Origin of the sequence: Vibrio rhizosphaerae (assembly GCF_024347095.1) — a bacterium.
GTDB lineage: Bacteria > Pseudomonadota > Gammaproteobacteria > Enterobacterales > Vibrionaceae > Vibrio > Vibrio rhizosphaerae.
The window spans coordinates 1,217,392-1,234,303 of record NZ_AP024903.1; the positions used below are offsets into that span (position 1 = coordinate 1,217,392).

Consider the following 16,912-nt stretch of genomic DNA (forward strand, 5'->3'; position numbering starts at 1 on the left):
GCGATTTTGGAGTATGGAGAAAATTTGAGAATAAAAGAGGGACCGGAAACTGAGCGTTTCATATCGATTAAGAAATATGAATGCCGATCATGCGTTTTCGTTTGAGGTAATGTTTAGCGAAGCGCAACCGCTCAGATGAACCGATCCAGAGTCTCGGTTTCTTTTCCAGCGCAGTACACAAGGTGAGACATGTTTTTCGAGACAGTGATAACCGCGTTAAAATATTGGGCAATTGAGGTGAAATATAACCGTATTTATTTGTACTGATTTGCCGTCCGAGCCAATCTACTAATTCGAGATAATCGATGAGTCGAAACGGGATTGTGTGTCTCTTTTCCTGAGGTATATCTGCTGTAAAGTCAGCCAATTCCGGCGTTTGAGTTTGTCCTCGCTCTAGTGCCGTGAGACGTTTTCTAATCGATGTGTACTCTGATTGTTCTGGGGTTTCAGCGATGCCAGCCCGAACCGGATTGAGGTCAACATAAGCCATTGCAGCCAGCAAAGCTTTATCATCAAGCAAAGCCTGAGATTTGAATCGTCCCTCCCAAAATCGTCCGGTACACAGATCTTCCTGATTGGCGAGCAATGCAATCTCGTAATTGATTTCTTTCATAAACCAACTCAGTGAATAGAGGCGTTGTCGCCAAGTTTCTATGATTTTATTGCACGCTTCGTGTTCTGCTTTCGAAGTCAAATGACCGGAAAGAAAACGCTGGATCAACAATGGCATCTGGTGTGATGAACACCATCGTTCAATCACTTGACACGGAGAAAGAGACAGCGCTGCTTTTTTATCAATAAAAGCGACTAGATGATAGTGATTACTCATCACAGCATAGGCACAGATACGAATGCAATAGATGGAAGCCAGTGCCAGAATGCGGGATTCAACCAATTCACGACGATGTTCATATGATTGACCGCTATAGCTATCGTATCCACATAAAAATGAGCGACGGACACAGCGAGAGACGCAATGGTAATAAGGTGTCACTTCAGGACAGATCAGTTGTGAACGGGCAGTTGTCATGAACTCAATCTAAATGATGGTTGATGGACTCATCGTGTCGGAATGAATCAGTAAAGCAAAGCCGTGATTCGAGCGATTTCGAGTGAATACAAATTTATTTCTGATTCGGTATGAAACATTTCACAAAAATGGAGATATGGATTTGGGTGTGTGTCCTCATCAATCCCTCATCAATTCGATTTCCGTCAGCTTAAAGCGTCTGTCCTCCTCAGTATCTTTTATCCTCAGTATCTCTTAAGAGCACCTTGTAAGCTTGAGCTCTTCAGCCTCGGTAGGCGTGTGTCCCTGTAAGCCCCCCGGTAAGCCCGATCCCCGGTAGTTCCCATATGCAAACATTTCTTACAAAAGTTGTACAAAAAAAAATTTGTACAACTTTTTAAATTGCACTATCTTAAATTAATAAGTTATACGGAAATTTTTCTTGTACAACAAAATGAGGTCAGCTCATGGATGTCCAAACCGTTGCGCTGTTCTATGCTCAGCTCAACAAACATAACCTAAATACACTGCACGATATCTATCATGACGAAATTGTATTTGAAGATGCAGCTCATCGTATGAAGGGCCTGTCAGCCCTGTCTGACTATTTCACGAATCTCTATCAAAACGTTGAACGTTGTAATTTCACGATTCATGAGCAGCATCCGACGGACAACGGTGGATTCCTGACTTGGACGATGCATCTGCAACATCCGAAGCTTGACCGCGGTCAGTTAGTGAATGTACAGGGGATAAGCCATCTGCGCTTTCAAGATAATAAAGTCATTTACCAGCGTGACTACTTTGATTTGGGTGAAATGCTTTATGAACAATTGCCGCTCCTTGGTCGTGTCATCCGTTGGATTAAGCGGGGGTTAGGACAATGAGTGGTGTCTTGATCACGGGTGCGACGTCCGGGATCGGCAAACAGTTAGCCCAAGATTATGCACGGCAGGGGTGGCAAGTGATCGCTTGCGGCAGGAATGAAGATGTACTCAATGAACTGCAGAACAAGCATGCTTCGATTACACCATTGCAGTTTGATTTGACGGATTTTGAGCACACACTTGTGATGTTACGTGAACTGCCATTTACACCCAGCTTGTGGATTTTAAATGCCGGCAGTTGTGAATACATTGATGATGGTGTGATGGATACCAAACTGATGGCGCGGGTGATGCAAATTAACGTGATTGGGATGACCAATGCCATTGAAGCGATTCAGCCACATCTCCAGTCGGGTCATCGCGTTGCGCTGGTTGGTTCGATTGCCAGTGAGTTAGCACTTCCTCGTGCAGAAGCCTACGGTGCATCTAAAGCGGCGGTCGGGTATCTGGCGAGAGCATTACGGTTGGCTTGGACGAGCAAAGGTATTGAGGTCACTTGTATTTTCCCGGGATTTGTTGCCACACCACTGACCGATAAAAATACCTTTGATATGCCCATGATGATTTCGGTAGAACGTGCTTCTCAGTCTATTCGTAAGGGATTAGAGAAAGGTGTCGCAAATCTTTATTTTCCGACTCGTTTTACTTGGATCATCCGATTATTGGGTATGTTGCCATATGGTTGGCAATATCGGCTGATGAGCCGTTTTTTCGCACCAAAAAGGACTAAATCATGAAGATTGCGATTATAGGCACCGGCGTTTCAGGGCTGACGTGTGGTTATTATTTGCATGAGCAGCATGACATCACGTTATTTGAGGCGAATGATTATATTGGGGGACACACCGCAACGGTGGATGTACAGGTGGCCGGTCAGGATTATGTTGTCGATACCGGATTTATCGTCTATAACGACCGAACCTATCCCCATTTTATGCGCATGATGAATGACATCGGCAGCAAGGGCATTCCCACGCAGATGAGTTTTAGTGTACGCAATGACGCCAACGGACTTGAGTATAACGGTCATACATTAGCGACCTTATTTGCACAGAAACGCAATCTGTTGAAACCCCGTTTTTATCGTTTCATCGCTGAAATCCTACGTTTTAATAAGCTCGCTAAAGCGGCAGCAGACGACCCTGATCAGCCGTTGCAAACCCTCGGGCAGTTTCTGGCCCATCACCGTTTTTCTGATTACTTTTGTCAAAACTACATCTTACCGATGGGCGCTGCCATTTGGTCATCGACTTTAGCGGACATGCGCGCATTTCCGCTGATGTTCTTTCTGCGTTTTTTCCTCAATCACGGCTTATTGGATGTGACGGACAGACCGCAGTGGTATGTGATTGAAGGAGGATCGCGGGCGTATATTGACCCGTTAACTCAGGGGTATGCGGACCGAATTCATCTCAACACTCCGGTCAAGCGGGTGAAACGCAGCTCGTTTGGCGTTGACGTTGAAACTGAAGGCGGTGTTGAAACATTTGATGAGGTGATTTTTGCCTGTCACAGCGATCAGGCGTTTGCCATGCTCGCAGATGCCAGTCAAAGCGAAACCGATATATTATCGGCAATGACTTATCAAGCGAATGAAGTGGTTCTGCATACGGACACGAGTCTGCTTCCCAAGCGTCAATCGGCCTGGGCATCGTGGAATTACTGGTTACATGGTCACGATGGCGAAGAGAGTAAACTGCCGTCGCTGACCTACAACATGAACATCTTGCAGCACATTGAGAGTGACGTAACGTTTTGTGTCACGCTCAACAGCACGGAGCATATTGACCCGAATAAAATTCTCCGACGGTTTGTCTATCATCATCCGGTCTTTACCGAATCTTCGGTGCGCGCGCAGCAGCGTAAATCAGAAATCAGTGGTGTCAATCATACTTGGTTTTGTGGGGCATACTGGCACAACGGTTTCCATGAAGACGGCGTAAAAAGTGCGCTTGATGTCATTACGCAATTGCAATCGCAAGCGGTCAATACCGACAAGGGCGTTGCATGATGACCGATCAAGCGCACGTGACACGCAGTACATTAATGGTCGGCCATATACGTCACCGTCGTTTTACGCCGGTGACTCATTCAATTCATGCCTCGTTATTTATGCCCTGTATCGATCTGGATGAGTGGCCGATCCTCCGGCAACAAGTATGGGGGCTGGGGGAGCGCTGGTGGCACTGGGCACGTTTTCACCGGGCTGATTATCTGGGGGAAGGAGACTTGAAAACAGCTGTGCAGGATAAAGTGCTACAGCTCACCGGTGAGCAAGTGCGCGGCAAAGTTTTCGCGCTGGTACACCTACGTTATTTCGGTCTCTATTTCAGCCCGGTGAATTTCTACTATCTTTATGATCAGCAGGGTGAGTGGCGTTATTTGCTGGCCGAGGTCAGTAATACTCCCTGGAATGAGCGGCACTACTACGCAGTGCCGGCTGAACGAGGTGAACAGAGCGAAAACTGGACACACGACAAAGCCTTTCATGTTTCGCCCTTCAATCCCGTTGAGCAGCAGTATCAATGGCGGCTGAAACCGTTGACAGATGCTCTGATGGTGCATCTGGCATGTCACCGGGAAACCAAAGAATTTGATGCCACACTGGCATTAAAGGCACAGCCGTTTACCTCAAGAAAATTGCTTAAGTTGTTGATTCGGACACCAATCATGACGGTGAAGGTATTGACTGGGATTTATTGGCATGCGTTGAAGCTCTGGCTCAAAGGTGCACCGTTTTACTCTCATCCCAAGTCCCGCTGACATGAGACCCATAAAAATAGTTAGGAGAATGCACAATGTTCAATTCGCCTTCATTAGAAATGCCTTATGCGTTGACATCGTGGCAGAAAGGATCGCGTGCCATGGTGTTAAAGTCACTGCACCTCATCAAAGTGGGTAGCCTGACATTAGAAGAGAATTTTGCAGGACAGGCGCGTATTTCTGACGAAGTTTCTCAGCAGAGTACCGCAGAACAATTTGGGTTTGCGCATGATGACCAGCCACAGGCCCATATTCGGGTGACGCACCCTGATTTTTATGCCCGGGTCCTGAAAGGCGGTAGTATTGCTGCTGCGGAAGCTTATATGGATGGTTGGTGGGACAGCCCGAATCTGACCGCAGTGACCGAACTGATGGCTCGTAATCTAAGTGCTTTGGATCAGTTAGAAGCCCAGAGTAGCGCGGTTGTCCGGGCAATACACAAAGTCGGCCACTGGCTCAAACGTAACTCGATCGGGCGTGCCAAGCAAAATATTGAAGCGCACTATGATCTGGGAAATGATCTGTATCAGACGTTCCTCGACCAACGGATGCTGTACTCCAGCGCACTCTATCTCAATACCAATGATTCATTGGAACAGGCGCAAATTCAGAAGATGGAGCGGTTGTGCCAGCAATTGCAACTGACCGCCGGTGACCATGTGATTGAAATCGGGACAGGATGGGGCGCGATGGCGATTTATATGGCACAGCATTATGGATGCCATGTCACGACCACCACCATTTCGGAGCAGCAACATGCCTATGCGCAGGCCGAAATTGAGCGTTTGGGACTCACTGAGCAGATTACCTTGCTCAAGCAAGACTACCGTTTACTTGAGGGCCGGTTTGATAAACTGGTCTCGATTGAGATGATTGAAGCGGTGGGCAAATCCTATCTGCCGTCTTACATCGCCAAATGTCAGTCACTGCTCAAACCCGGTGGGCTGATGGCGATTCAGGCCATTACGATTGCCGATCAACGTTTTGATGAATACAGCAATAACGTTGATTTTATTCAGAAATATATTTTCCCCGGTGGATTTTTACCCTCGATCACGGTTCTGACCCAAACGGCAACGCGCCATAGCGATTTGATTGTGCGCGATATCTTCGATTTGGGGTTTGATTACGCCCAGACACTGGCTGACTGGCGTCAGCGCTTTGAAGTGTCGTTAGACAAAGTTCGGTCATTGGGTTACGACGAACGATTTGTCCGCATGTGGCGTTATTACCTGTGCTACTGCGAAGGGGGATTCAAAGCGCGTACCATCAGCACGATTCACATGACATTACAACGGGGACAATGATGCATCGCTTCCTGCTGATTTCATTATGGTTTGAAGCTATTTGGCTGATTGCCGTATTGGGACAGGCGCGTTTGCAGTGGGTCACAATTGGCCTGGTAACGGTTACTATGGCGTACACCGCATTCCGTTATCCCTTGGGACTCGGACGTATCATTGGTGTGGCAGCCCTCGGTATGACATTGGATTACATCAATCTACAGGTTGGGCTGTTGACCTTTCCTACCCCCGAACTGCCGATCTGGCTGATCGGGTTGTGGTTTGTGTTTGCATGGTTTGCCAGCTTTGCCATACCGTTTTTCAGCCATTTGCCGTTCTTATTGATTTGCTGTGGGACCGCGTTCGGCGGTGCGCTGAGTTATTGGGCTGGCTATCGTTTTGGGGCCGTGCATTTTGAATGGTCTGTTCCGGGAACGGTGTGTGTCCTGTTTGTGGAATGGTTCGGATTATCACTATTACTGATGAAGGTATGGAGGCATGCTCATGCCACGTTTCAGCGCGATACTCTTTCTGAGCGTAACTCTCTGGACCGCGACTGCTAACGGGGCGGATATTCAGGAGCCGTCATCTAAACCGTGGACTGACTGGCCGGTTGTCGGTCAGGCAACCTTATCTTGGCTGTGGTTTGATATTTATTCATCACAGTTACGTACACCCGATGGTGACTATCATCAGGTAAAAGATGATGTTTCACCACATCCTTTAGCCTTAGAGATCCGTTACTTACGCAATATCAGCAGTAAAGAGTTACTTGAAGAAACTCAGGCACAGTGGAACAGGCTGGGCTATGACACGACTCAGACAGATGCATGGCTGACGGTGCTGGCCGGGGTGATGCCCAGTGTTAAAACCGGGGAACGTCTGGCCTATGTTTCCGATGGTCGTACAGGACAGTTGTATTATTTTTCCCGGCAAGAGCAACCTCGTCTGCTCGGCAAATTCGACAATCAGCAGATGAATGATGCCTTTTTGTCGATTTGGCTGTCACCCCGGGCTGAGTATCCGAAACTTCGTCGTCAATTGATAGGAATGAAACCATGAAACATATGCTGACAGTGGTGTCACTGGTGATGTTGATATTGATTACCGGTTGCTCTGCGGATTTAAAGGAATATCAGGCCAGCCAGCCGACTTTTGATTTGTTCGGTTACTTTCAGGGAGAAACCCATGCATGGGGGATGGTGCAAGATTATAGCGGGAAACAAACGCGCCGCTTTAAAGTCCACATTAAAGGGACAGTCACCGGTAATACACTGACGTTGGCGGAAGATTTTGTTTTTCATGATGGTGAAAAAAATCAGCGTATCTGGACTATCACCCGCAGTGCCGACGGACACTATCAGGGGCGGGCCGACGATATCATTGGCGTCGCAACAGGGCAGGAGGTCGGCAACGCATTACAGTGGCAATATGACTTTTTGCTGAAGACGGACGACAGTGAAATCACAGTATCCTTCGATGATTGGCTATTCCGTCAGGATGAAAAACGTCTGTTTAATGTCACCAGCATTCGAAAGTTCGGTCTGGAAGTCGGGCGCATTACGCTATTTTTTGAGAAATAATTTCAGCTGTTTATGCAATTTCATCCAAGAGAACACGTGTGGTCTCAGGGGACTTTGGTGTGCCTGTCAGGGCGTGTGTCCCCTTTATCTATTCCTTTTACCTATTCCTTTATTTATTCTTTAGGCACCCACGTTTATTGAATAAAGCCCCGATACAGGTGCCTGTCTCATTAATTTTCACCACTCATTTTCGCGTGTGTCCTCATCAGTATTTTTCTCATCAGTGCCAGCGATTGAATACAAAATAGAACGGTGTCTGTCCTCCTAATTTAGGTGTGTGTCCTTTATCTTTTTATTTATCTTAAGGCGTGTGTCCCCGTAATTTTTAACCCGTCACCTGCTTGAGTACGTCAGCAAACTGGCGGCAACTGTGCGCTTCTAAAGCGTGGTGTCCATCTTGAATACACTGTTTGCCGGCAACAAATACATCTTTGATTTGATTCTCATGACAGGCAAAGAGCCAGCGGTTGATCAGATCGGGAGTTTGACTTGCCATTAACAGGGGATGGGTTGTGTTCAGCACCATCAAGTCGGCCCGACAACCGACCGCGAGCCCTAACTGAATACCGCAAGCCTGATTGCCACCGTTTAATGCCTGTGTGTAGAGATAATCACCGACGTAATTCTGTGACTGACTATAGAGGCGGTTGCGTTGCTGGTCACGTAATCGCTGACTATATTCCAGCTGACGTAATTCCTCGGTGGCAGATAAGCAGACATGACTGTCGGAGCCGATCCCCCAGCGGCCGCCAGCCTGAGTCAATGCTACCCCGGGGAAGATGCCATCCCCCAGATTAGCTTCTGTGGTCGGACACAAGCCAACCACGGCACCGCTGTCAGCGATCATCTGAACTTCGTTATGGTTGAGATGGGTAGCATGAATCAGGCACCAATGTTCGTTCAGACCAATGTGATTATGCAGCCACTCGACTGGCCGCTGCTGGCTCCGGTTCAGGCAATCCGTCACTTCTTTCTGCTGCTCTGCAATGTGGATATGGATAGGCTGCCCGTGGTCAAGCGCGGCGAGCACCTCTTGGATTTGTATTTGACTGACGGCCCGCAGCGAATGAAAGCAGATCCCCAGCCGATGACGGTTATGGGTGTGTGTCCCCGTAAGCGCTGCCCCTTTCAGCTCACGGGCGAGCTGCTGTTGTAGTTGCAGATAGCTGTCTGATGAATGGATAAAGCGCGCCTGTCCTTGATGGGGTGCCTGTCCTCCAAAACCGGCATAGCTGTACAGCGCCGGTAGCAGGGTCATGCCGATCCCAGTGCGGTCGGCGGCATGCAGCAGTTGATGCGCTATTTCAGCCGGATTGCGGTAGGGTTTGCCGGACGGATCATGATGAAGATAGTGGAATTCACCAACCTGAGTATAACCGGCTTTGAGCATATCAATATATAACTGAGTCGCGATGACGTGAACTTGTTGCGGGGAGAGTCGTCCGACGACTTTGTACATTAAATCACGCCAGCTCCAGAAGCTGTCATCCGGATTGAGACTGACTTCTGCCATCCCGGCCATGACACGCTGAAAGGCGTGGGAATGAACATTGGCCAGAGTCGGCAGTACCGGGCCTTGCAGGTGCTGCGCGCCATCGACTGGTGTGGTATTGGCCGTGATTTGAGCAAAGTGGCCTTCAACAATCTCAAACAGCACATCACGCTGCCAGCCGTTCGGGAGCCATGCCTGTTCGGCAAAAAGGAAGGTGCTGTCAGACAGGGTTGTGGGTGTGTCCTTCACGATACCTTGCTGGTTCGCCATCGCGTGTGTCCTCGTTACTGATTGATGTTCATTCATGATCACTGACTACTGACGGATTGTGTGTGACTGAGCGTGTGTGTCCTCGTTACCGATGTTCGGGAGTCTAGCAGAATTCTTCTTGTCTATACAAGTTGTGTTCTTGTCTATGCCTGTCCTGTTAAGCGATTCATTTTTCCGCTATAATCCGGTTTTTATGATGCCAGTGGATTGCTGTAGATAGATGGAAAATTCAACCACCCAGATGATGTACCACTTGTCTCAATTGATCGATGATGCGCCCGGTCCGATCTATGCCAAAGTTAAGCAGGCGATTTGTCGTCAGATTGATACCGGAGAATGGCAACCGGATCAAAGAGTCCCGTCTGAGTCAGAGATGGTGAAAGTCTTAAATGTCAGCCGGATGACGGTTAACCGTGCACTGCGGGAGCTGACCGATGAAGGGGTTCTGATTCGCCAGCAGGGGGTCGGCACTTTTGTCGCAAGAAAAAAAGCCCATTCAGCCCTGTTTGAAGTGCATAACATTGCCGATGAGATCGCCAGCCGGGGGCATCGCCACCACGCAAAGCTGATTGAAATTACGCTGGCGAAGGCGACGATGGAAGAAGCGATGAACCTTGGTGTGCGGACTAATCACCGGATTTTCCGGGCCACCATTTTGCATTTTGAGAATGATCTGCCGATTCAAATCGAGTATCGCGTGGTCAATGCCGAGCTGGCCCCGGATTATGATCAGCAGGATTTTCAGCACAACGGTGCCTACCATTATCTGATGAAAGTCGCACCGATGACCGAAGGAGAACATCTGGTCGAAGCGGTGCAGGCCTCGCCGGCAGAATGTGCTTTACTGCAAATTGATGCTGCGGAACCATGCTTGCAGATCAAACGTCGTACCTGGTGCCGTGAGCAGCTTGTCACAAACGCTCGTCTGATTTCGCCGGGGTCAAGGTTCCAGTTATTCGGTCACTTCGAGCAATGAGCATACCGAGCGGGTTTTGACACATGAACAGGATTTAAAAAGCGGGTAATGATTGTCTGACTGATTGAAGCAAGGGAATTCCTCCTTGCTTTTTTTATGCCTTTTTTGTGATGACTTCGGTGATCAAACACTTGCGCTTGCGAGTGTTTACTTTTATTGTTTGGTTAACTTGTATAGACATGTAATGTCATGATGACGTTGGTCAGTGTCAATCTGAAGCGTACGTGATGGAGAACAGCAGCTCATGCCAGAATTAACCTTACATCCCGGCAAGCTCACACTCAGTGAGCTACGTCAAATCAGCCGGAACCCCGTTAAAATATCACTCGACAAACAGGCCATTACGGCGATTCATGCCAGCACGGAAGTTGTCAATCGGGTGATTGCCGAAGACCAGGCCGTGTACGGCATCAATACCGGATTTGGGTTATTAGCCAATACTCGAATTGCCACCGAAGATTTAGATGAATTGCAGCGCAGTATTGTGGTGTCTCATGCCGCCGGGATCGGGACATTCATGGAGGATGCGACCGTCCGGTTGATGATGGTACTGAAAGTTAACAGTCTTGCCCGCGGCTATTCCGGCATCCGCCTGAGTGTGATTGAAGCGATGATCACGCTGATTAACAAAGAAATTTATCCGTGTGTCCCGCAAAAAGGCTCGGTCGGTGCATCGGGTGATTTAGCGCCGTTGGCTCATATGAGTGCGGTGCTGCTCGGTGAAGGACAGGCGCGTTATAAAGGCGAGATTATTTCCGGCCGGGCTGCATTGGCGATTGCAGGGATGGAACCGATCAAATTAGCCCCGAAAGAAGGGCTTGCCTTGCTCAATGGTACTCAGGCATCCACTGCATTTGCGCTCGAAGGGCTGTTTGCCGCAGAAGATCTTTATGCTTCCGCGATTGTCTGTGGGGCGTTGTCCGTCGAAGCGGCTCTGGGGAGCCGGCGACCGTTCGATGCCCGGATTCATGCTGTGCGTGGCCATCAGGGGCAGATGGATGCGGCTGCGGCCTACCGGCATCTGCTGACGGAGCAAAGTGAACTGGGTGAATCACATGCCAATTGTGAAAAAGTGCAAGATCCGTATTCACTGCGTTGTCAGCCCCAAGTGATGGGGGCCTGTCTCAGCCAAATTCGCCATGCTGCGAATACGCTGCTGGTGGAGGCCAACGCGGTGTCAGATAACCCGCTGGTCTTTGCTGAACAAGGGGATATTGTCTCCGGGGGAAATTTTCATGCCGAACCGGTGGCATTTGCGGCGGATAATCTGGCGCTTGCCATTGCTGAAATCGGCAGCCTGTCTGAACGGCGGATGGCGCTGCTTATCGATAGCCATCTGAGTAAGCTGCCGCCATTTTTGGTCGAGAACGGCGGAGTCAATTCCGGCTTTATGATTGCGCAGGTCACTTCGGCGGCACTTGCCAGTGAAAATAAAACCTTTGCCCACCCGGCATCGGTCGATAGTCTGCCGACGTCGGCCAATCAAGAAGATCATGTCTCTATGGCTACTTTTGCTGCACGGCGGCTCAAAGATATGGCAGAGAATACCCGCGGTATTCTGGCTGTTGAAATACTGGCGGCGGTGCAGGGGCTGGATTTCCGCGCACCGTTGAAATCAACAGAACGACTGGAGCAAGCCCGCGCCGATCTCCGTGCCCGCGTGCCGTTTTACGATAAAGACCGCTATTTCGCAGCGGATATCGAGAAAGCCAACGGGTTACTCGCAGAGGCAATACACAATGAATTGATGCCCGCAGGATTATTGCCCAGTTTCTCGGGAGCACATGATGAGTAATCCGCTGAAATTTGATTCGCTTTGGTACGGCTTTCATGCTGCGACCATGGTGAATGGTCAATACAGTCCGATTGAACACGCTGCGATTGGTGTGCGGGACGGACAAATCGTCTGGATTGGTGCTCAAGATCAATTACCTGCCTATCATGCCGGGCAAGAACACCACCTGCATGGCGGTTGGGTGACCCCCGGCTTGATTGATTGCCACACCCATTTAGTTTTCGGGGGCAACCGGGCGCATGAGTTCGAACAGCGACTCAATGGGGTCAGCTATCAGGCGATCGCTCAGAGCGGCGGCGGGATTGCTGCATCGGTCAACGCGACTCGCCAAGAGACCCCCGAGCAGCTGCTGTCTTCAGCCTCCCGGCGGCTGATCTCGCTGATGCGCGATGGCGTGACGACTGTGGAAATCAAATCCGGTTATGGTCTTTCGACCGAACATGAAGCAAAAATGCTGACAGTGGCGCAGCGTCTGGCCGAACAACATCCGGTTGATATTTGTACCACCTGTCTGGCAGCCCATGCTGTACCACCGGAATATCAGGGCCGCACCGATGCCTATATCGATTATCTGTGTGAGGAAGTGTTACCGACAATCGCTCAGCGAGGGCTGGCCGATGCCGTCGATGCTTTTTGTGAAACCATCGCCTTCAGCCCGGAGCAGGTTGAACGCTATTTTCGCGCAGCCCAAGCTTTCGGGATGCCAGTGAAGCTCCATGCGGAGCAATTATCGTCGTTGGGGGGGACGACACTGGCGGCCCGTTTTCAAGCGCTGTCTGCGGATCATCTGGAATTCATTACCGAAAATGATGTCGCTGCGATGCGTGAGTCCGGCACGGTGGCAGTGTTGTTACCGGGGGCTTATTTCACCTTGAAAGAGACTCAGCGTCCGCCCGTCGATTTGCTGCGTCGCTATCAGGTGCCGATGGCGGTGGCCACGGATATCAATCCCGGCACATCTCCGGTGCTTTCTTTACGTCTGATGATGAATATGGCGTGTACGCTGTTCGGCCTGACCCCGGAAGAGGCGTTAGCCGCAACCACGATTCATGCGGCACGCGCACTGGGGTTAGCCGAAACTCACGGGCAACTGAGCGTGGGCAAGGTCGCCGATTTTGTGTGCTGGGATGTGGCAAGCCCCGGAGAACTGAGTTACTGGCTGGGCGGCGACCTGTTGAAAACACGCGTTAAAAAGGGAGAGAGCAGTCATGTCGATACCCATTGAGCAACCATTTCATTTTCGTCAGGGGCAGAGCCCGCTGTTGGTCAGTATGCCGCACTGTGGGACAGCGCTGCTGCCGGGGATGGCAAATCAACTGACCCCTGAGGCTCAGGCGCTGCCGGATACCGACTGGTACTTACCGGAACTGTATGATTTTTTAGCAGCGATGGATGTCAGTGTCATTCAAGCTCACTATTCTCGTTATGTGGTCGATCTCAATCGTCCGATTGATGACCAGCCACTATATACCAGTAAAACCACAGGCCTGTTCCCTGAGATCTTATTCTCTGGTGAGCCAGTATTTGTTGATGGCGGCGGCTTTGATGACGTGACTCAAGCCCGGATCAAAGCAGAAGTCTGGCAGCCTTATCATCAAAAAATCGCAGCAACACTCGCACAGATTCGGGAGCAACATGGTTACGCGATCCTGTTTGACGCGCACAGTATTGCCGCCCGGGTGCCGATGTTGTTTGACGGTACGCTGCCGGATTTTAATCTCGGGAACAATGCCGGGCTTGCTTGCTCTCCGACCTTACTGCATCAGATGGCTCAACGGGTTGAGCAAAGTCCGTATAGCCATGTATGCAACGGGCGGTTCAAAGGGGGATACATCACCCGCCATTACGGCCAGCCCTCGGCGCAAATTCATGCGCTGCAACTGGAGCTTTCTCAAGCCACTTACCTCGCCGATGAGACTCAGACAACTGCATCAGACTATCAACTGGATCCGGCGAAACTGCAACGGGTTCGGCCCGTTCTGCAACAGTTGATTCAATCACTGTTGGCACATGGTCATCCCTCGGATGAAGCACAATAAGGATTGAAGCAGGGGAAACATGAAGGACAATGATATGACATTCAAAGCCAAGATCTTAGCCGGGATCCCGGATATCCTGCCGCCCAAGCGTGAGCGTAATGAAAATCTTAGTCATGCACCGAAGCGAAAGGCAATTCTGAGCCGGGAAGAGAAAATCCTCGCGGTCAGAAATGCGCTGCGCTATTTCGAGCAACGGCATCATGCGGAATTAGCACCGGAATTTTACGAAGAGCTGGAAACCTATGGCCGGATTTATATGTATCGTCTGATGCCGGATTATCCCATCACGGCGCGCTCGATTGATGCATTTCCGCATCAGTCAAAGCAGGCTGCCGCGATTATGCTGATGCTCAGTAATAACCTTGACGCAGCGGTGGCGCAGCACCCGCAGGAACTGATTACCTATGGTGGTAATGGCGCGGTGTTCTCCAACTGGGCACAGTATCGTCTCACCATGAAATATCTGGCAGAAATGACCGATGAACAGACACTGGTGCTCTATTCCGGTCATCCGATGGGGCTGTATCCGTCACATCCCGATGCGCCGCGGGTGGTGGTGACCAACGGCATGATGATTCCCAACTACTCAAAACCGGATGACTGGGAAAAATTTAATGCATTAGGGGTGACCCAATACGGTCAGATGACGGCTGGCTCGTTCATGTATATCGGCCCGCAAGGTATTGTGCATGGCACGACGATTACGGTGATGAATGCGGTGCGGATGAAGCGCGATCGGGACCCAAGTAAGTTACCGCTGTTTGTTACCTCCGGGCTGGGTGGCATGAGTGGCGCGCAACCCAAGGCGGCGGTGATTGCGCAAACCATCGGCGTGGTGGCTGAAATTAATCCCAAAGCCGCCTATAAACGTCACGAACAGGGATGGGTCGATGAAGTTCACCCTGAGCTCGACGCACTGATCGCACGGATCAAGCAGGCGCAAATCGATAATCGACCGGTTTCTCTGGCCTATCTGGGCAATATTGTTGACCTGTGGGAACGACTGGCCGCAGAAGATCTTCACATCGATTTAGGTTCAGACCAGACCTCACTGCACAATCCATGGGCGGGGGGCTATTATCCGGTCGGTTATAGCTTTGAACAATCCAATGCCATGATGGCCAACGAGCCGGAACAGTTCCGTGCGGCGGTACAGGCAACCTTGAAGCGCCATGTGGCAGCGATTAATCAATTGACCGCCAAAGGGATGTATTTCTTTGATTACGGCAATGCGTTTCTGTTGGAAGCAAGCCGGGCAGGGGCTGATATTCTCAAGGCCGATGGCTCATTTAAGTACCCCTCTTATGTGGAAGATATTATGGGGCCGATGTGCTTTGATTACGGTTTCGGGCCTTTCCGCTGGGTGTGTTCATCATCGGATCCGCACGACTTGGCGGTCACCGACCAGATTGCCGCAGAGATTCTGGAAGACATGCATCAACAGGCGCCGGCAGAGATTCGTCAGCAGATTGCCGATAACCTGTCATGGATTCGGCAGGCAGAACAGAACAATCTCGTTGTCGGCTCACAAGCGCGGATTTTATATGCCGATGCCGAAGGGCGGATGCGTATTGCAGCGGCTTTTAATCAGGCGGTTAACAGCGGCAAAATCTCTGCGCCGGTAATTCTCGGACGCGATCATCACGATGTGTCCGGCACCGACTCACCGTATCGGGAAACGGCCAATATTTATGACGGGTCACGCTTTACTGCCGATATGGCGATTCACAATGTTATCGGTGATGCGTTCCGTGGTGCAACGTGGGTCAGCATCCATAATGGTGGTGGCGTCGGTTGGGGGGAAGTGATCAATGGTGGTTTCGGCATGGTCTTAGACGGTTCTGAGGCATGTGATACCCGATTGAAATCGATGCTCCACTGGGATGTGAATAATGGGATTTCGCGGCGCTGCTGGGCCAGAAATGAAGGGGCGATGTTTGCGATTCAACGGGCGATGGCGCTTGAGCCACGGCTCAAAGTAACCCTGCCGGAGCAGGCCGATGACGCGCTGTTGAATGCGGTCGTGAAATAACAGCCGGAACAATCATAGCCTGCGCTGAGATGCGCCTATTTACCGACGACAGGCTCACTGTTAACAATCAGCGCTGCAATTGCAGCGCTTGGTGATCGTCGGGGGCATCGGTGCCGGTGTGACAATTCAGCCGGAAATCTTATCAAAAGTGGTGGTACAGCTCTCGCAGAACACATCCATAAACACCGCGACCTCGGGCATGGTCGCGGTCAGTTTTTCAATCGTTTCATCGAGCCCTTCTTTAACATGCACAAACTCATCATTGTGAAAGCGTAACTCATTCAAGGTCTTGATATAGGCAGCCAGAATATCCGCGGCTTTAACAATGGTTTTATACTCGGCATCGACATGTTTCTGCACCAGCAGACCGGTGAACTCGTCACGCAGATCTTCCGGCAGGGTATCCAGACATTCCTGCTCGGCAATATCCTCTAATTTTTTAAAAGCCGCGGTAAATTCCGGGCTGTGGTACTTGGTTTTAGAGTTGATATCCTGCAGTTTGGTTTCTGATATTTCATGATAAATTGCAATCACTGCCGCTCTTTCCGGGTTCAGAGTGCCGCCGAAGCGTTTATTTTTAATCACGGTCAGCAAGTGGGCGATCACAGCGACTTGATGTGAGTGTTCCGAGACATTCTCTTCCTGAAAGCAATGCATCAGTGCCCAACGTTTGATCAGCGGCATGCGCGTCACCCATGCCATAAATGTGCTTTGTTTTTTCTTCACAGAATTATCCTTTACCACTCGGTTATACATATTGATGAGAGCATCACATGTGGGTCA

General features: G+C 50.2%; 16 protein-coding genes. 13 read left to right on the forward strand and 3 right to left on the reverse strand.

Translation table 11 applies throughout. The features are described 5' to 3' along the window. Positions 1 to 67: 67 nt before the first annotated feature. Complete coding sequence (locus OCV37_RS05270; RefSeq protein ID WP_038181774.1) at positions 68 to 1,030, reverse strand: hypothetical protein; 963 nt, start codon at positions 1,028 to 1,030, stop codon at positions 68 to 70. 446 nt (positions 1,031 to 1,476) lie between these two features. On the opposite strand from OCV37_RS05270, the gene OCV37_RS05275 reads away from it, so the two are divergent. Genes OCV37_RS05275 through OCV37_RS05310 form a run of 8 tightly spaced genes read left to right on the forward strand, consistent with a single transcriptional unit; the run spans position 1,477 to position 7,525 of the window. Then, entirely contained in the window at positions 1,477 to 1,896 is a 420-nt protein-coding gene (locus OCV37_RS05275; RefSeq protein WP_038181772.1) for a nuclear transport factor 2 family protein, read from the forward strand. Further along, a complete protein-coding gene (locus OCV37_RS05280; RefSeq protein ID WP_038181769.1) occupies positions 1,893 to 2,633 on the forward strand; it encodes an SDR family oxidoreductase in 741 nt (246 codons plus the stop codon). The genes OCV37_RS05275 and OCV37_RS05280 overlap by 4 nt, the downstream gene beginning before the upstream one ends. After that, on the forward strand, positions 2,630 to 3,907 hold the full coding sequence (locus OCV37_RS05285) for an NAD(P)/FAD-dependent oxidoreductase (protein WP_038181766.1): 1,278 nt from the start codon (positions 2,630 to 2,632) through the stop codon (positions 3,905 to 3,907). The genes OCV37_RS05280 and OCV37_RS05285 overlap by 4 nt, the downstream gene beginning before the upstream one ends. Further along, entirely contained in the window at positions 3,904 to 4,659 is a 756-nt protein-coding gene (locus OCV37_RS05290; RefSeq protein WP_038181763.1) for a DUF1365 domain-containing protein, read from the forward strand. The genes OCV37_RS05285 and OCV37_RS05290 overlap by 4 nt, the downstream gene beginning before the upstream one ends. Positions 4,660 to 4,694: 35 nt before the next feature. Further along, on the forward strand, positions 4,695 to 5,966 hold the full coding sequence (locus OCV37_RS05295; RefSeq protein WP_038181761.1) for an SAM-dependent methyltransferase: 1,272 nt from the start codon (positions 4,695 to 4,697) through the stop codon (positions 5,964 to 5,966). After that, positions 5,963 to 6,505, forward strand: a complete 543-nt coding sequence (locus OCV37_RS05300; protein ID WP_245609128.1) for a DUF2878 domain-containing protein — start codon at positions 5,963 to 5,965, stop codon at positions 6,503 to 6,505. The genes OCV37_RS05295 and OCV37_RS05300 overlap by 4 nt, the downstream gene beginning before the upstream one ends. Beyond that, the gene (locus tag OCV37_RS05305) at positions 6,447 to 7,004 is read left to right on the forward strand and encodes a hypothetical protein (RefSeq protein WP_245609127.1); all 558 of its coding nucleotides are present in this window, start codon (positions 6,447 to 6,449) and stop codon (positions 7,002 to 7,004) included. Before OCV37_RS05300 ends, OCV37_RS05305 begins: the two co-directional genes overlap by 59 nt. Beyond that, positions 7,001 to 7,525, forward strand: coding sequence for a DUF3833 domain-containing protein (locus OCV37_RS05310; RefSeq protein WP_157634986.1), 525 nt, complete (start codon positions 7,001 to 7,003; stop codon positions 7,523 to 7,525). Before OCV37_RS05305 ends, OCV37_RS05310 begins: the two co-directional genes overlap by 4 nt. 325 nt (positions 7,526 to 7,850) lie before the next feature. Here OCV37_RS05310 and OCV37_RS05315 read toward each other — a convergent pair whose 3' ends face one another. Next, positions 7,851 to 9,287 (reverse strand): formimidoylglutamate deiminase, encoded by a 1,437-nt coding sequence (locus tag OCV37_RS05315; RefSeq protein ID WP_084717470.1) that lies wholly within the window; start codon positions 9,285 to 9,287, stop codon positions 7,851 to 7,853. Between the two features lie 220 nt (positions 9,288 to 9,507). Here OCV37_RS05315 and hutC point away from each other — a divergent pair, with 220 nt between their 5' ends. The 5 genes from hutC (at position 9,508) to OCV37_RS05340 (ending at position 16,129) form a co-directional block, all read left to right on the forward strand. Beyond that, positions 9,508 to 10,263: a histidine utilization repressor gene (gene hutC / locus OCV37_RS05320; protein ID WP_038181756.1), complete on the forward strand. Its 756-nt coding sequence runs from the start codon at positions 9,508 to 9,510 to the stop codon at positions 10,261 to 10,263. Positions 10,264 to 10,507: 244 nt separating this feature from the next. Further along, on the forward strand, positions 10,508 to 12,058 hold the full coding sequence (gene hutH, locus OCV37_RS05325) for a histidine ammonia-lyase (protein ID WP_038181753.1): 1,551 nt from the start codon (positions 10,508 to 10,510) through the stop codon (positions 12,056 to 12,058). Beyond that, positions 12,051 to 13,283 (forward strand): imidazolonepropionase, encoded by a 1,233-nt coding sequence (gene hutI, locus OCV37_RS05330; RefSeq protein ID WP_038181750.1) that lies wholly within the window; start codon positions 12,051 to 12,053, stop codon positions 13,281 to 13,283. The genes hutH and hutI overlap by 8 nt, the downstream gene beginning before the upstream one ends. Continuing rightward, entirely contained in the window at positions 13,267 to 14,097 is an 831-nt protein-coding gene (gene hutG, locus OCV37_RS05335; protein ID WP_051680570.1) for an N-formylglutamate deformylase, read from the forward strand. Before hutI ends, hutG begins: the two co-directional genes overlap by 17 nt. A gap of 19 nt (positions 14,098 to 14,116) precedes the next feature. Next, the gene (locus tag OCV37_RS05340; protein WP_211252064.1) at positions 14,117 to 16,129 is read left to right on the forward strand and encodes a urocanate hydratase; all 2,013 of its coding nucleotides are present in this window, start codon (positions 14,117 to 14,119) and stop codon (positions 16,127 to 16,129) included. 126 nt (positions 16,130 to 16,255) lie between these two features. On the opposite strand, the gene yfbR is transcribed toward OCV37_RS05340, so the two are convergent. Next, positions 16,256 to 16,855, reverse strand: a complete 600-nt coding sequence (yfbR, locus tag OCV37_RS05345; RefSeq protein ID WP_038181747.1) for a 5'-deoxynucleotidase — start codon at positions 16,853 to 16,855, stop codon at positions 16,256 to 16,258. Positions 16,856 to 16,912: the final 57 nt, after the last annotated feature.

What these genes read in the sequence shown, in the direction of transcription:
- OCV37_RS05270 (WP_038181774.1), bottom strand. Translation starts at nt 1,030, where the DNA reads ATGACAACTGCCCGTTCACAACTGATCTGTCCTGAAGTGACACCTTAT.
- OCV37_RS05275 (WP_038181772.1), top strand. Translation starts at nt 1,477, where the DNA reads ATGGATGTCCAAACCGTTGCGCTGTTCTATGCTCAGCTCAACAAACAT.
- OCV37_RS05280 (WP_038181769.1), top strand. Translation starts at nt 1,893, where the DNA reads ATGAGTGGTGTCTTGATCACGGGTGCGACGTCCGGGATCGGCAAACAG.
- OCV37_RS05285 (WP_038181766.1), top strand. Translation starts at nt 2,630, where the DNA reads ATGAAGATTGCGATTATAGGCACCGGCGTTTCAGGGCTGACGTGTGGT.
- OCV37_RS05290 (WP_038181763.1), top strand. Translation starts at nt 3,904, where the DNA reads ATGATGACCGATCAAGCGCACGTGACACGCAGTACATTAATGGTCGGC.
- OCV37_RS05295 (WP_038181761.1), top strand. Translation starts at nt 4,695, where the DNA reads ATGTTCAATTCGCCTTCATTAGAAATGCCTTATGCGTTGACATCGTGG.
- OCV37_RS05300 (WP_245609128.1), top strand. Translation starts at nt 5,963, where the DNA reads ATGATGCATCGCTTCCTGCTGATTTCATTATGGTTTGAAGCTATTTGG.
- OCV37_RS05305 (WP_245609127.1), top strand. Translation starts at nt 6,447, where the DNA reads ATGCCACGTTTCAGCGCGATACTCTTTCTGAGCGTAACTCTCTGGACC.
- OCV37_RS05310 (WP_157634986.1), top strand. Translation starts at nt 7,001, where the DNA reads ATGAAACATATGCTGACAGTGGTGTCACTGGTGATGTTGATATTGATT.
- OCV37_RS05315 (WP_084717470.1), bottom strand. Translation starts at nt 9,287, where the DNA reads ATGGCGAACCAGCAAGGTATCGTGAAGGACACACCCACAACCCTGTCT.
- hutC (WP_038181756.1), top strand. Translation starts at nt 9,508, where the DNA reads ATGGAAAATTCAACCACCCAGATGATGTACCACTTGTCTCAATTGATC.
- hutH (WP_038181753.1), top strand. Translation starts at nt 10,508, where the DNA reads ATGCCAGAATTAACCTTACATCCCGGCAAGCTCACACTCAGTGAGCTA.
- hutI (WP_038181750.1), top strand. Translation starts at nt 12,051, where the DNA reads ATGAGTAATCCGCTGAAATTTGATTCGCTTTGGTACGGCTTTCATGCT.
- hutG (WP_051680570.1), top strand. Translation starts at nt 13,267, where the DNA reads ATGTCGATACCCATTGAGCAACCATTTCATTTTCGTCAGGGGCAGAGC.
- OCV37_RS05340 (WP_211252064.1), top strand. Translation starts at nt 14,117, where the DNA reads ATGAAGGACAATGATATGACATTCAAAGCCAAGATCTTAGCCGGGATC.